Here is a 13,499-nt window from a genome sequence, read left to right on the forward strand (position 1 = left end):
GCGTCAATGCACGGTGCAAACCATGCAGGGGTCAAACGATCGCACAATGTGCTGCACCGCCACGCTGGTGTTGTTGTCAGCGTCGTCAACGGTGCTGTCCATGGGAGCGCCGACCAGTGCGGTTTCGAGCGCACCGGGCGTGCCAGCCGCATCGCGCGGCGAAAAGTTCCAGCTGGTGGGCGCTACGATCTGGTAGTGGCTGAGGCGACCTTTTTCAATACGCAGCCAGTGGCCCAGCGCACCGCGCGCGGCCTCGGTCAGGCCGGTGCCCCGGGCCTGGTCGGGCAGCGCATGGGATTGAAAAAACGGCGCGTGCGGTTGCAAGGCCAACAACCATTGTTCCATCAAGGGCACGATGCGCGCCATCTCCAGAAGCCGTGCCAGCACCCGGGTGCTGACGCAGCCGCCGTGCGCTGCAACGGCGGCGCGGATCAGCGACTGGCCGTCCACCAGCTGGCGCGCAATGGCGCCAGTCTCCAGTACCTGTCCGCCCAGACGCGGCGCCTTGTTCCAGCTGTAGGCACCAGCTTTGTCGGCTTGTGGCAGCGTGCTGCCAACCATCGGGTGCAAGGCGGCAGCGCTGGCGTCTTCGGCGTACCAGGCATGGCGCGGGTCTTCGGTGATGTCATGGGTATTGAGCGACAACACTTTTTGGTGGGAAGCATCCCATACGCCGCGCGCAAAAGCGTGACCGCTGTCGGCAAGAGCATAGGCACCATAGCTCAGGTAGCGGCCCGGGCCGACGCCCAGTTGGTTCAGGCTGGTGTCATCGGCGATGTCCAGAAACAGGGCCAGGTCGCTGCCTGCGGCGCGGGTGCGCCAGCCCTGGAGTGCGGCCAGGCTGTCCAGCGCGGCCACTTCTTCGAGTGGCGTGCCGAACAGAGTTTGCTCCAGAAAGGCCCGCATCTCGCGCACACGCGCCAGCAGGCGCACGCGCTCGGCGGTTTCGATGGCGCGTGAACTCCCGCCCGGCAGAATGGCCCCGGTGTGCGGCCATTTGCCGCCCAATGTGCCGATCAGTTCGAACCAGCGCGCCCGCGCGGCCAGCGCTTGGCGGCTGTGCAGGCCGCCGCCGGTGGTGCTGCCCGCCAAGGCAGCAAAGCGCTGCTGCGCCTGCGCCAGCCAGGCGCGCCCGTGGTACGCCTGGCCGGTGAAGTCGGGCATGAAAAACAGATAAAAATGCGTCAGGTGGTCGGCCAGATTTTCGCAGGCCAACATCAAATTGGTGGCTAGCACGCCGTTGGGCGGCATCACCACGCCACAGGCATCGGCCAGCGCCCGCGCTGCGGCTACCGACTGCGACACCGAGCAGATGCCGCAAATGCGCGGCACGATGGTGAGCGCGTCCATCGGATCGCGGCCCGCCAGCATCAGTTCGAAACCACGAAACATCGGGGCGTTGACATGGGCTTCTCTGATCCGCCCATTGGCCACGTCAAGCTGTACCTCGAGGTCGCCCTCGACGCGGTTGAAAGGTCCCAGAACCAGGCGGCGGGTCATGCTGAAGCCTTCATTTAGCGCTGCCGCGTGTTGCGCGAGACGGGCGGTAGCACCACGTGGTCGCTGCGCGAATTGATCTTGACGCGTTTGGGCGTGGCACTTTTGGACAGCGATGCCAGCGCCACAAACCAGGCTTTGGGCATGTCGGTGGGCAGCCCCACCGGAATGCCTGCCAGTTTGGGTGTGAGGTGAAAGGCGTGCCCCGGGCTCTGAAAACCCGGTGCGGTGCAGTTGATGCAGGCAAAGCCACCGCGCAGGCAACTGCCGTCGCCGTTCCAGAGACGGGTGTTGCAGTCGGCGTGCGCCTGGGTGCCCTTGCAGCCCATGTTTTCCATCAGGCAGCCCAGGTCGGTGGGCTGGGCGGCGCTGGCCTTGTACTCGTAATACTCATTGCGCGGGCAGCCGTGGTGCACCAACTGGTCAGCATAAAAGCGTGGCCGCCCCAGCGGGTCGAGGTCGTTCGCGTCGAACTGATCCGCAGCCAGCAGCATCAGCGTGTCGATGACCCAGCCGGGGTGGGTCGGGCAGCCAGCCACATTGATCACTGACAGGCCACCCTGGGCGCAAAAATTGGCACCGAGCTGGCCGCCGATTTGTTCGTCTTCATACTGCAAGCCGCAGGCATCGGTGGGGTTGCTGCCGCTGGCGCTGATGCCACCCCAAGCGGCGCAACTGCCCACCGCCAGCACATGCTTGGCCACGCCTGCGAGCTGCTCGATCCAGTGCATCATGGGCACGTCGGTGCCGGCCAGCAGGTGAAATCGCCCACTGCGGTTGGGGCCGCGCAGCACGGCGCCCTCGATGCACAACGCGTCAATGCGGGTGCGCCCGCTCAAGGCATCTTGCAACAGGCCAAGCAGGTCTTGTTGGCTATCGAGTGACAGGCTGGGGTGCCACAGCAGGTGGATGCCGCTGCTTTTGAGCAGTGCCGGAAAATCTGCCGTGTCGGCGCATAGCAGCGACATGCTGCAACCGCCGCAGCCGCCCGATTGAAGCCATAACACGTTAAACCCCATGATCTTGATCCCTTTCAGTTTGCCACTGTAGCGCCAAACACGGTGCAGTTCACGCAAGGATCAAAGGCGGCTGCCAGCATGGCGGCGGACGCTTGGTCGTCGGTGGCCAGCGCCGCTACCGCCTGAGCCAGCGCGCCTTGCGGATGAAAGTTCCACTCGGTGGGTGCCAGCACGCGGTAATCCAGCACGCCGCCCTCGGCGTCCAGCAGCACCCAGTGCAGCAACAGGCCGCGCGCCATTTCACACCAGCCCAGCGCCTGGCCTTGGACCAGCCACAGGGCACCTGTTGACAGCATGCCCCCGGCGCCAGTGGCATCCGGGCCATCCGAAGCATCCGAAGCGGCCTGGGCCAGCGCCAACAATTCCTGCCAGCGCGCGCTCAGGCGCCACCAGGCACTGCGCAGCGCGCCCTCTGGCTGGGGGCCGTGGCGCAGCCGCGCCCAGGGGCCGTTCTCGGCGCATTGGCCGTGCCAGGTGGGCTGCTGCACAAAGCCGTTCTGGTGCACCATGGCCTGCGCCAGTTCGATCAATTGCCGGTTTTGCAGCGTGAGGTCCTGATGCAGAACCTGCAGACAGCGCGCCGGCAACTGCAGGCGGCTGGCGAGTGGCTGCCAAGCGCTTAAAAACCGGGCCGGCGGCAAACGGGTTGCCTGACTTTGGCACCAGTCGGCAAAGGCTTCTGGTGTAGCGCAATCTCGCTGCCATTGGCCGATGGACTGTCCCAGAATGTGTTCTTCGAGCCAGCCGCGCAGTTGGCCCAATTGATTCAGCGCAGCCGCTGCATCGGTGGGCGCGTGCTTGGCGACCAGAGGCAGCGGACAGTCGCGCAGCCATTTCAGATCGGGACCTGCGACACCCGTTTCAGGCAGGCGTTGTGGCCAGTCCAGCGCCATGCTGCGCAGGTGGTCGCGCGCGGTTTCCAGCCACAGCGCAACGGGGGGCTGGGCCGCATTGCCGCATGGTGTTTGCCTTTGCGCGGCAGCCAAGGCCAAAACCGCCGCCTGCCGATGGGCATGGGCGCACAGGGTAAAGACGCTGCCCAATCCGCGTACAACATCATCGCCGCGCTGGCCGCGCAACAACTGTCCGAGTCGGCCAGTGCCGAGCACCGGACGCTGACCCATCACGCCAGGCCTGGCGCCGGGACGGAGCTGGTACTCGCCAGCGAGCGCGTTGCTGCCGGGCAGGTTGGACGCAGCAGGTGCCATGATCGGTGCCGTCGCCTTAATGGTTCAGGCCAAGCCGCATCAACTTCATGCGCAAGCCAACCCGCGTCAGCCCCAACTCTTCAGCAACATGGGTCTTGTTGCCCTTGTGGCGCAGCATGGACTCCTTGACGATTTGCGCCTCGAAGCGCTCAAGGTGATGTTTGAGCTGGCCGGAGGTGTCGGCAATGGCCTCGTCGGCCACCTCATTGGCAGCACTTTCGACGGCCAGCGTTTGAGCCGCATGCTGGATACGCGGTGACAACAGCTCTGGCCCCAGAACGGCGCCATCACTGATTGCCATGGCGCGGCGAATCTCGTTTTGCAACTCGCGTACATTGCCGGGCCAGCTGTGGCGGTTGAGCAGGTCCAAGGCCTCGCTTGAGAGGCTGCGCCCGATCAAGGGGGATCTTTTCAGCAGGTCGGAGACGAGCAGCGGGATGTCCCGGGCGCGCTCGCGCAGCGCCGGCAAATACAGTGTGATGCCGGCCACGCGGTAGTACAAGTCTTCGCGAAAGCGGCCGCTGGCCACATCAAGCTCCAGGTTGCGGTTGGTGGCGGCGATCAGGCGCACATCGACGGCCACCGGGCGCGCACTGCCCACGGGGCGAATTTCGCCCTCTTGAAGCGCGCGCAGCAGCTTGACCTGAAAGGCGGGTGAGGTCTCGCCAATTTCATCCAGAAACAGCGTGCCGCCATCGGCCTGCTGAAACAGGCCGATGTGCGAGTCGGTGGCACCAGTAAACGCACCACGCTTGTGGCCGAAGAGTTCACTCTCGAGCAGTGTGTCTGGCATGGCGCCGCAGTTTTCCACCACAAAAGGCTGTTCGGCACGGGCGCTGGCGTAGTGGATGGCGCGCGCCAGCAGTTCCTTGCCGGTGCCGGATTCGCCGGTGATCAGCACCGACAGATCGTGCCCCGCAATGCGCTGTGCCAGCGTGCAAACGGCATTGAGCGGACTGTCAGGGGTGCGCAGCAGCTTGTCAAAACCGGCCAGCGCTCTGGCTTGTTGACGCAAGCCGGCCACGCGCAGCGCCAGACTGTCGGGGTGGGTGCGCAGCTCCAGCGTGAGGCGCTGATTTTCCTGCTGCAAGCGCCACAGTTCGCCAGCGCTTTGCAGCGTGAGCAGCAACTGGTCGGGGTGCCAGGGCTTTAGCAGGTATTGCCAGATACCGGCTTCGTTGATGCCAGTGATGATGTCCTCGGCCTCGGTGTAGCCCGATAAAATCAGGCGCACGGTGTCGGGCCACCGGTCGCGCACCGCGCGTAAAAACGCCACTCCCGAGGTGCCGGGCATGCGCTGGTCCGACACCACAATCTGCACCAACTCGTTGTGCATCACGGTCATGCCTTCATCCGCTGAATTGGCGGTGAAGACCGTGAAATATTCGTCCAGCGTGCGCTTGAGTGTTTCGAGCGAGCGCAACTCGTCATCGACCACCAGCACCGACAGGGGCGCGCGGGCCGGGCTCATGGCAGTTTCCATCCCAGTTCCCGGTGCCGGGCCAGGTGCCGTGGGGTCCAGGAGGCGAGTGACTTCTGCACAAAGTGGTGCCGCGCCACGTGGTAGCTGGGGTCAAAGCCATAAAAGTTGCGGTGCATGTGGGCCATCTCCTCGTTGCGGTAGGCCGCCAGCGGTTTGGCGGCTTCGTCCCGCGCGCGGGATTTGGTCTTGGCAGCCAGTTGCCCGGGCAGGTCGGGGGCGGCTGCCAGCCGGGCAGCCATGGCCGCAACGTCGGCGCGAAAGGCGCTCACGTCGCCGCTCAGACAGGCATCGGTCAGGCCAAGCTGCAGCGCGCCATGCGCCGTGAGCGGCTGGCGGTTGTGCATGATGGCTTGGGCAGCGTTCTGCCCGACCCGGCGCGGCAGCAGGTAGGTCCAGTATTCCGAGCCATACAGATTGCCCATGTTTTTGTAATGCGGGTTGAGCATGACCCCGTCGCGCACCCAGACCAGGTCGGCCGCGCGCGCCAGAAAACAGCCACCCGCACCCGCGTTGCCGCCGATGGCAGCCACCGTGATTTGCTGCGTGGTGGTGATGAGTTCGAGCGCCAGGTCGTTCATGGCGTTGATGTTGTGCCAGGATTCGTCAGCGGCCGAGCCGCCGCTCAGGCTGGCAGCTTCGATCACGTTCAGATGAATGCCGTTGGACCAGAAGTCGAGCCCGCCTGGCAGCACCAGCACGCGCGTGGGGCGCTGTTTGGCCCAGACCAAGGCATCGCGAAGCCGCTCGCATTGCCGCGTTGACATGGCGCCGTTGTAGAACTCGAAGTGCAAGAAGCCAATGCCGCCAGACTCTTCATAGGCAATGTCTTGCCAGGTGGGGGCCGCTGCGCGCCACCAATCGGGCAGGAGTGCGTGCGGCACAACCGCCGCTTCTTCGGCAAACGCCAAGGTGGCGGGCAGTTTGATGCTGCCTGGCCGCTTGACGTGGCCGATCCAGACGGCGCCATCAATGGTGGCGCGCAGCAAGGCGGTTTCGCGTTGGGCCAGCACCTCGCCGGGTGCGCCGCGCAAAGTCGATTCGGGCCATGCATCAAACACATGGCAGGGCTGGTCAAACAGTGTGTCAACCACGCCGGGGAATCCGTCTGCTGCGTCGATCTTGCGCAGCACCGTGGCGCTGTCGTCCTGCTGCCAGTCAATGGCACGATGGGCTTGCTTCATCAGCGGCTGCCACTGACTGCTTGACGGGCGTTGTGGCACAAAGTTGCCGGCGGCAAAGCATTCCACCGCTTGCAACACCGCAGTTGTGGCTGCTTGTGTGACTTCGTGGCGGTACAGGCTGGCCTTGGTGGCGGGGCGCATGGCCAAACTGGCGCTGGCCCAGACCGGCCCGCCATCCATTTCAGCCTCGGCCTGCAACACGGTCACGCCCCAATCCCTTCGCCCCGCGTCAATGGCCCAGTCCAGCGCTGAAGGGCCACGGTCGCCCACCACGCCGGGGTGGACGATCAGGCACACATGGCGCGACCAGACCGACTCCGGGATGGCCCGGCGCAGGTAAGGTGCCACGATCAGGTCAGGCGCAAACAGCGCAGCAGCCTCTTCGGTCACCGAGTCGCTGATGTCGAATTCAACCGACACCAGGTGACCGCGCTGGCGCAGTTCAGCCGCCAGGCGCTGAGTCAGGCTGTTAAAGGCGTGGGTGAGCAGCAGGATACGCATGACGTGGGTTTCAGCAAATGCGCGGCAATTGCTCGCCGGCCAGCCAATCGACGATGCGCCGGCCACCGAAGGCGGTGGTGAGTTGCACAAAATGGTGGTCGTCGGCCAGCACATCGCCGATTTGTGCGGCATTCGTTCCCAGTGGATGCGCGTGCATCACATCCAGCAACTGTTGCGCGTCGGCAGCGGCGCAAATCACGATCAGCTTGCCTTCGTTGGCCACATAGAGCGGGTCCAAACCCAGGAACTCGCAGGCGGCGGCCACCACCGGCTTGATCGGAATGGCTTTCTCGTGCAGCATCATGCCCACGCCGGATTGCCCGGCAATTTCGTTCAGGGTGGAGGCCAGCCCGCCGCGGGTCGGGTCGCGCAGACAGCGGATGTCGGCACCGGTGGCGAGCAGCCTGGCAATCAGGCCATGCAGCGCAGCGGTGTCCGATGCAATGGCCGCCTCAAACGTCAGGTTTTCGCGCTGGCTCATGATGGCCACGCCGTGATCTCCCATGTCGCCAGACACCAGCACCACATCGCCCGGACGGGCACGGGCGCCGCCCAGTTCCAGTCCATCAGGCAACACGCCAACGCCGGTGGTGGTGATGAAAATGCCGTCACCCTTGCCGCGCTCCACGACCTTGGTGTCACCGGTGACCACCGGCACACCGGCGTCGCTTGCGGCGCGCGCCATGGACTCGACGATACGGGCAAGGTCGCCCAGGGCAAAGCCTTCTTCCAGAATAAAACCGGCTGCCAGATAAAGCGGTGTGGCGCCCATCACGGCCACATCGTTGAGTGTGCCGTGCACCGACAAACAACCGATGTCGCCGCCCGGGAAAAACAGCGGCGAGACCACATGGCAGTCGGTGGACATCACCAGCCGTGCCGGTTGGCCACCCAGCACGGGCGCGGGCAACACCGCGCCGTCATTGCCCTGGCCCAGATAGGCGTTGCCCAGGTGTTTGGCAAACAGCTCCGAGATCAGTTGAACCATGGCGCGACCGCCGGAGCCATGCGTCATGTCGACCCGGCCGTGTTTCAGGTCGAGCGGACGGATGTAGCCGCGTTTGACTTCACTCATCAGTTCATATCCTTGTAACGGCCGTAACTGTAGTGCGCCGCGCAGGCGCCTTCGCTGCTGACCATGCACGAGCCCACCGGGTTCTCGGGGGTGCAGACGGTGCCAAAAATATTGCAGTCCTGCGGGCGCTTGACGCCACGCAAAATCGCGCCGCATTCGCAGGCCTTGTTGTCGGGCACCGAGGTGTAGTCCATGTTGAAGCGGCGCTCGGCGTCGAAGGCGCCATATTTTTCGCGGATTTTCAGGGCCGAATAGGGCACCACGGACAGGCCGCGCCATTCGAATTCACGGCGCAGCTCGAACACCTCGGCCACGCGGTCTTGCGCCTTGCGGTTGCCGTCGCGGCTCACGGCGCGGGCAAATTCGTTTTCGACCTCGGCTCGGCCGTCGTTGACCTGGGCGATCAGCATCAGGATGGCCTGCATCACGTCGAGTGGCTCAAAGCCGGCAATCACCACCGGCTTGCGGTATTCTTCGGCAAAAAATTCATAGGGCCGGCTGCCGATCACGGTCGAGACGTGCGCCGGGCCGATGAAGCCGTCGATTGGCACCGTGCCCCACTGGCGCACCTCGGGCGACTCCAGAATCTGGGTGATGGCGGCAGGTGTGAGCACATGGCAACACAGCACGCTGAAGTTGGCGAGCTGCTCCTGAGCGGCCTGCAGGATGGCCAGTGCGGTCGGCGGTGTGGTGGTCTCGAAGCCGATGGCAAAAAACACCACTTCGCGGCCCGGGTTGTCGCGCGCAATCTGCAAGGCATCGAGCGTGGAATACACCATGCGGATGTCGCCGCCGCGCGCTTTCGCCTTCATCAGAGACAAGCCCTCAGAGGCCGGCACACGCAAGATATCACCGTAGCTGCACAAAATCACGTTTTGCTTGAGCGCCAGGTTGATGGCCATGTCGATGCGGCCAATCGGCAGCACACACACCGGGCAACCGGGGCCGTGCACCATGCGGACATTGGTTGGTAGCAGATCGCTCAGGCCGTAGCGCGAAATGGCATGGGTGTGGCCGCCGCAAAATTCCATGAAACTGTAGTTGCGCTCGGGCTGAGCCAAGCCCGCAATCTTCCCGGCCAGCGTTTGAGCCACCGCGCCATCGCGAAACTCGTCGATGTATTTCATGGCGTCGTCAGGGCTGACTCAGACATTTCCGAGAACAGCGCCAGCGTGCGCTCGGCCTCTTCGGGATCGAGCTTGGAAAGCGCGTAACCCACGTGCAAAATCACGTAGTCGCCCACCTGCACATCGTCGAGCAGCGCCAGCGAGATTTCTTTCTTGACCCCGCCCAGGTCCACCATGGCGTGCTCGCTTTTTTGGCCACAGCCCACTTCAATCACCTTGACCGGTAGTGCTAAACACATCTGTTTGTCTCCAAAGATTGCAAGGCCACCCAGGCCTGCCCGAGCGCGATGCTGGCGTCGCCGGGCGAGGTGCGAAGCGGTGCCAGCACCGTGATGCCATTGTGTTGCAGATTTTGCCTCAGCTGAGACGTGAGCAGGGTGTTAAGAAAGCAGCCACCGCCCCAGGCCAGGGTATTCAAACCGGTGGTTTTGGCGGCTTGAAGCCCCCATTCAGTCAAGGCCATCACCAGGGTGGCATGGAACACGGCGGCGGCGTGTTGCACGTTGCGTGTATCGATCAGCGCGCCCAGCACGGGCAGCAGATCAAGCTGGCCGTCGTCGCTGATTAAATAGCCACCCGGCATGGGGTTCGGCCAGCCGTGGGAATCGATGAATAGCGTGGCCGCCTGCTCCAGCAGGATGGCGGCTTGGGCCTCGTAAGCCATACTGTGGCTCAGGCCGAGCAGGCCCGCGCCAGCATCGAATACCCGGCCCATGCTCGACGTGCGCGGGCTATTGAGCTGGCGCACCAGCATGGCTGTCACGGTGCTGGCCGCCAGATTCTGAAATCGTGGCGCAATCTCGGCGTTGCGGCCGAGCTCATGCAGCGCGGCGGCCGCCATTCGCCAAGGCTCGCGCGCCGCCCGGTCACCGCCCGGCATGGGCAGAGGGCGCAGGTGACCCAGGCGCTCGCATTGTGCGCCATCGATGTGCAGCAGTTCGCCGCCCCAGGCTGTGCCGTCCGTGCCCAGGCCGACACCATCGAGCGCCAGCCCCAGGAGCGGGCCGTGCCAGCCGTGTTCGGCACACACCGCAGCGATGTGGGCGTGGTGGTGTTGCACGGCCATGGTGGGCAGGCCATGCTGTTGCGCATAGGCCATGGCGGCGCGCGTGCTGTAGTCGTCGGGGTGCAGATCGTGCGCCACACATTGCGGCTTGACATCCAGCAAATCGCACAAGCGCCGCACCGTTTCATCCTGAAAGTGGCAGCTGGCGGCGTTGTCCAGGCTGCCGATGTGGGGCGACAAAAAGGCCTCGTGGCCGCGCGTGACGCAGACCGTGTTTTTCAGGTGGCTGCCAAAAGCCAGCACCGACGCCCCGGACTGCGGCAGGGCAATGGCGGCCGGTGCGTAGCCACGGCTGCGGCGTATGAATTGCGCCGCGCCCGCCGCCACCTGCAGCACGCTGTCGTCGCAGCGCGCCACGATGTCGCGGTCATGGTCCAGAAAAGCATCGGCAATGCCCGCCAGCCGGGTCTGTGCCTCGGCCGTGTCGCGCACGACGGGCTCACCGCCCGGGTTGGCGCTGGTCATCACCAGAATCAGCGCTTGCGGCTGGTCAAGCCAGGCCGTGCCATCGGGCCGGCCAGCAGCTTCATGAAACAACAAAAAATGGATCGGCGTGGTGGGCAGCATCACTCCCAGACTCAGCAGGCCGGGAGCGACACCAGGCAGGGCCGCATCGCAACCAGCCTGGGCGCGCAGCAGCACGATGGGGCGCTCGCGGCTTTCCAGCAGGGCGCGCTCGGCCGCTGGTACCTGCGCATAGGGCGCCACGCTGGCGGCGTTGGCCAGCATCACGGCCAAGGGTTTGGCTTCGCGGTTCTTGAGCAAGCGCAGCCGCGCCACCGCCTCCGGGTTGCGCGCATCGCAGACCAGGTGGAAACCGCCCAGGCCCTTGATGGCGACGATCTGGCCGTTTTGCAGAAGTTGCAGGGTGCGTGCGATGGGGTCGCCAGCGAGGGGCCGGCCCTGTGCATCGGACAAACTTAAACGAGGCCCGCATTGCGGGCAACAGGTGGTCTCGGCATGAAAACGGCGGTTGGCCGGCGCGGTGTAGTCAAGGCTGCAGGCCGGGCACAGCGGGAACGCCGCCATGCTGGTCTGCGGCCGGTCGTAGGGCAGGGCGCGGGTCACGGTGTAGCGCGGCCCGCAATGGGTGCAGGTGATGAAGGCGTGGCGATGGCGCCGATTGGTCGGGTCGAACAGTTCGCTGAGGCACTCGGCACAGACCGCCACGTCAGGGCCAATCGCGGTGGCGGCCTGACCCGACTGGCTGGCGATGATGCTGAAAGCAGTGAACGGCTCTGCCGCCAGTTCCTGCGCCTGCACGCTGTCAACGCGTGCCAGCGGCGGCGCATCGGTGCGCAGGCGCTGTTGCAACTCGGCCAAAGCTGGCGGGCCGCCCTGGGCCAGGATTTCGACCCCCTGGGAATCGTTGCGCACCCAGCCGCGCAGGCCGAGTTGCTCGGCCAGGCGCCAGACAAAGGGCCTGAAACCAACCCCTTGCACAATGCCGGTGACGCGGATGTGCTGCGAAAGCAAGGCCGATAACGCCATCAGGCCGGTGCGTTTGATCTGGCTTGTTCTTGAGCTTCGAGTTGCGCCTTCAGGTGCGCGACTTGGGCCTGCAGGCTGGCCATGGTTTGTGATTTGACAGCATGGGCTTGGGCGATACCGTCGCGCAGATAGGCCAGCCACTCGCCCATGCCTTCTCCGCTGGTGGCGCTGAGCTGGATCACCTTGATCTGCGGATTAACACGGCGCGCGTAGGCTATTGCCGCATCCACATCGTAAGTCAGATGCGGCAGCAGGTCGATCTTGTTGAGCAGCATCAGGCCGGCGGCGCGGAACATGTCGGGGTATTTGATGGGTTTGTCCTCGCCCTCGGTCACCGACAGGATCACCACCTTGTGCGCCTCGCCCAAATCGAACGCAGCCGGGCACACCAGGTTGCCCACGTTTTCGATCAGCAGCAGCGCATCGTCCGCCAGCTGGAGTTGGGCCATGGCGTGGCCCACCATGTGCGCGTCCAGGTGGCAACCCTTGCCGGTGTTGATCTGGATGGCTTGCGCGCCGCTGGCGCGAATGCGGTCGGCGTCCTGGCTGGTTTGCTGGTCGCCCTCGATCACGGCAACCGGGAACGAGCCCAGCAGCTCGATGGTTTTGCACAACAACGTGGTCTTGCCCGAACCCGGACTCGACACCAGATTGAGCGCAAAAATACCGCGCTCGCAAAGCTGCTGCCGGTTGCGCGCGGCATAGGCGTTGTTCTTGGCCAGGATGTCCTGCTCGATCTGCACCATGCGGGTGGGTGGCAGGCCGGCTGCATGCGAATGCGCCGGCGTAGCGTCATGCGTGTGTTCATGCGCATGCCCGTGATCGTGCGCCTGGTCATGCTGATGCTCGTGCGCATGGGGGTGCTCATGGGAATGACGAGTGCCATCGGCGTGCACATGCTCATGCGCGTGCGTCGCTGCCGCGCCTTCGATATTGACTTCGCCTTCACCACAACCACAGGTCACACACATCGTATTTCTCCTCGATTTAATCCGCTGGGGGCAGAGCTTGTGGGGCGGGTTTCAACCCGCCATGGCCGACTGAAGTCGGCCCCACAGCTGCAATGCTTCATGATACTTCCAGCTCCTTCACCCGCATTTCGGTGCCGCCTGTCACTTGCAGTTGGAAGCCGCCACAGCTCGGGCATTCACCAAAAACTTCGGTCATGGGCACGGTTCTGGCGCAGACCATGCACCAGCCCCGGCCGGGTGTGGTAATGATCTCCAGTCTGGCACCATCGGCTACGCTGCCACGGGTGACGGCATCAAAACAAAAGGCCATGGCTTGCGGCTCCACGCCCGAGAGCAGGCCAATTTCCAGCCAGACGGCGGTCACCTTGTTGAATTGGTCCTTGCGCGCGGCGTCTTCAACGAGTTGCAGCACGCCTTCGGCCAGCGACATTTCATGCATGGAGCGGCCGCTTCACAGCCCCAGTCGCACATGGTCTGCCAGCCGCTTGTCGCGGGTGGCAATGTGCTGCGTGATAAAGCCAAGCATGTCACGGGCTTTGTGCTTTAACAGGGCGCCCTCTCCGGCGATATTCTGGGAAGCCATGTCGCGCAAGACTTCGAGGATATGAGTATGGTTGTCCTGGTGCTCTTCATAGTCGTCGTAGCTTTTCATGCGCATCAGCAGTTCTTCGGACATGAAATGCGCTTCGCTGTAATCTATCAGATCACTGATGATCTGATGGACTGTGGTGGCCGTCGCCCCGGCTTCAAGCGCCAGGCAGAGCTTTTGCAGCAGCTCAAGCTGTACCTGATGCTCGCGGTCGGTGTCGTCGTTGGCCTTGACGTTGAATTCTTTAATGGGGGACATGTCTCGCCTCTCTGGTTTTCTGAAGCTTGAAGT

The 13,499-nt window shown here is 64.2% G+C and carries 12 protein-coding genes; all 12 read right to left on the minus strand.

Going from position 1 to position 13,499, the window contains the following annotated elements; genetic code table 11:
* Positions 1–3: 3 nt before the first annotated feature.
* Complete coding sequence (locus PHF15_RS10150) at positions 4–1,500, minus strand: nickel-dependent hydrogenase large subunit (RefSeq protein ID WP_300120836.1); 1,497 nt, start codon at positions 1,498–1,500, stop codon at positions 4–6.
* 14 nt (positions 1,501–1,514) lie between these two features.
* Positions 1,515–2,516 carry a HupU protein gene (locus PHF15_RS10155; protein WP_300120837.1) on the minus strand — a complete coding sequence of 334 codons (1,002 nt, stop codon included), beginning with the start codon at positions 2,514–2,516 and terminating at the stop codon, positions 1,515–1,517.
* A 14-nt stretch (positions 2,517–2,530) separates the two neighbouring features.
* Positions 2,531–3,724, minus strand: coding sequence for a nickel-dependent hydrogenase large subunit (locus PHF15_RS10160; protein ID WP_300120839.1), 1,194 nt, complete (start codon positions 3,722–3,724; stop codon positions 2,531–2,533).
* 16 nt (positions 3,725–3,740) lie between these two features.
* Positions 3,741–5,195 (minus strand): sigma-54 dependent transcriptional regulator, encoded by a 1,455-nt coding sequence (locus PHF15_RS10165; RefSeq protein ID WP_300120841.1) that lies wholly within the window; start codon positions 5,193–5,195, stop codon positions 3,741–3,743.
* Positions 5,192–6,889 carry a hydrogenase maturation protein gene (locus tag PHF15_RS10170; RefSeq protein ID WP_300120843.1) on the minus strand — a complete coding sequence of 566 codons (1,698 nt, stop codon included), beginning with the start codon at positions 6,887–6,889 and terminating at the stop codon, positions 5,192–5,194. The genes PHF15_RS10165 and PHF15_RS10170 overlap by 4 nt, the downstream gene beginning before the upstream one ends.
* A 10-nt stretch (positions 6,890–6,899) precedes the next feature.
* Complete coding sequence (hypE, locus tag PHF15_RS10175; RefSeq protein WP_300120845.1) at positions 6,900–7,964, minus strand: hydrogenase expression/formation protein HypE; 1,065 nt, start codon at positions 7,962–7,964, stop codon at positions 6,900–6,902.
* Positions 7,964–9,091 (minus strand): hydrogenase formation protein HypD, encoded by a 1,128-nt coding sequence (hypD, locus tag PHF15_RS10180; RefSeq protein ID WP_300120847.1) that lies wholly within the window; start codon positions 9,089–9,091, stop codon positions 7,964–7,966. Before hypD ends, hypE begins: the two co-directional genes overlap by 1 nt.
* Positions 9,088–9,330 (minus strand): HypC/HybG/HupF family hydrogenase formation chaperone, encoded by a 243-nt coding sequence (locus tag PHF15_RS10185; RefSeq protein WP_300120849.1) that lies wholly within the window; start codon positions 9,328–9,330, stop codon positions 9,088–9,090. Before PHF15_RS10185 ends, hypD begins: the two co-directional genes overlap by 4 nt.
* Positions 9,321–11,648, minus strand: a complete 2,328-nt coding sequence (gene hypF / locus PHF15_RS10190) for a carbamoyltransferase HypF (protein ID WP_300120851.1) — start codon at positions 11,646–11,648, stop codon at positions 9,321–9,323. Before hypF ends, PHF15_RS10185 begins: the two co-directional genes overlap by 10 nt.
* Positions 11,648–12,619, minus strand: a complete 972-nt coding sequence (gene hypB, locus PHF15_RS10195; protein ID WP_300120853.1) for a hydrogenase nickel incorporation protein HypB — start codon at positions 12,617–12,619, stop codon at positions 11,648–11,650. Before hypB ends, hypF begins: the two co-directional genes overlap by 1 nt.
* A gap of 97 nt (positions 12,620–12,716) precedes the next feature.
* Positions 12,717–13,058 carry a hydrogenase maturation nickel metallochaperone HypA gene (hypA, locus tag PHF15_RS10200; RefSeq protein ID WP_300120854.1) on the minus strand — a complete coding sequence of 114 codons (342 nt, stop codon included), beginning with the start codon at positions 13,056–13,058 and terminating at the stop codon, positions 12,717–12,719.
* 12 nt (positions 13,059–13,070) lie between these two features.
* Complete coding sequence (locus PHF15_RS10205; RefSeq protein WP_300120856.1) at positions 13,071–13,466, minus strand: hemerythrin family protein; 396 nt, start codon at positions 13,464–13,466, stop codon at positions 13,071–13,073.
* Positions 13,467–13,499 lie beyond the last annotated feature (33 nt).

The organism is Rhodoferax sp., assembly GCF_028689295.1.
GTDB lineage: Bacteria > Pseudomonadota > Gammaproteobacteria > Burkholderiales > Burkholderiaceae_C > Rhodoferax.

What these genes read in the sequence shown, in the direction of transcription:
- PHF15_RS10185 (WP_300120849.1), bottom strand. Translation starts at nt 9,330, where the DNA reads ATGTGTTTAGCACTACCGGTCAAGGTGATTGAAGTGGGCTGTGGCCAA.
- hypF (WP_300120851.1), bottom strand. Translation starts at nt 11,648, where the DNA reads ATGGCGTTATCGGCCTTGCTTTCGCAGCACATCCGCGTCACCGGCATT.
- PHF15_RS10160 (WP_300120839.1), bottom strand. Translation starts at nt 3,724, where the DNA reads ATGGCACCTGCTGCGTCCAACCTGCCCGGCAGCAACGCGCTCGCTGGC.
- hypD (WP_300120847.1), bottom strand. Translation starts at nt 9,091, where the DNA reads ATGAAATACATCGACGAGTTTCGCGATGGCGCGGTGGCTCAAACGCTG.
- PHF15_RS10155 (WP_300120837.1), bottom strand. Translation starts at nt 2,516, where the DNA reads ATGGGGTTTAACGTGTTATGGCTTCAATCGGGCGGCTGCGGCGGTTGC.
- PHF15_RS10205 (WP_300120856.1), bottom strand. Translation starts at nt 13,466, where the DNA reads ATGTCCCCCATTAAAGAATTCAACGTCAAGGCCAACGACGACACCGAC.
- PHF15_RS10150 (WP_300120836.1), bottom strand. Translation starts at nt 1,500, where the DNA reads ATGACCCGCCGCCTGGTTCTGGGACCTTTCAACCGCGTCGAGGGCGAC.
- hypA (WP_300120854.1), bottom strand. Translation starts at nt 13,058, where the DNA reads ATGCATGAAATGTCGCTGGCCGAAGGCGTGCTGCAACTCGTTGAAGAC.
- hypE (WP_300120845.1), bottom strand. Translation starts at nt 7,964, where the DNA reads ATGAGTGAAGTCAAACGCGGCTACATCCGTCCGCTCGACCTGAAACAC.
- PHF15_RS10165 (WP_300120841.1), bottom strand. Translation starts at nt 5,195, where the DNA reads ATGAGCCCGGCCCGCGCGCCCCTGTCGGTGCTGGTGGTCGATGACGAG.
- PHF15_RS10170 (WP_300120843.1), bottom strand. Translation starts at nt 6,889, where the DNA reads ATGCGTATCCTGCTGCTCACCCACGCCTTTAACAGCCTGACTCAGCGC.
- hypB (WP_300120853.1), bottom strand. Translation starts at nt 12,619, where the DNA reads ATGTGTGTGACCTGTGGTTGTGGTGAAGGCGAAGTCAATATCGAAGGC.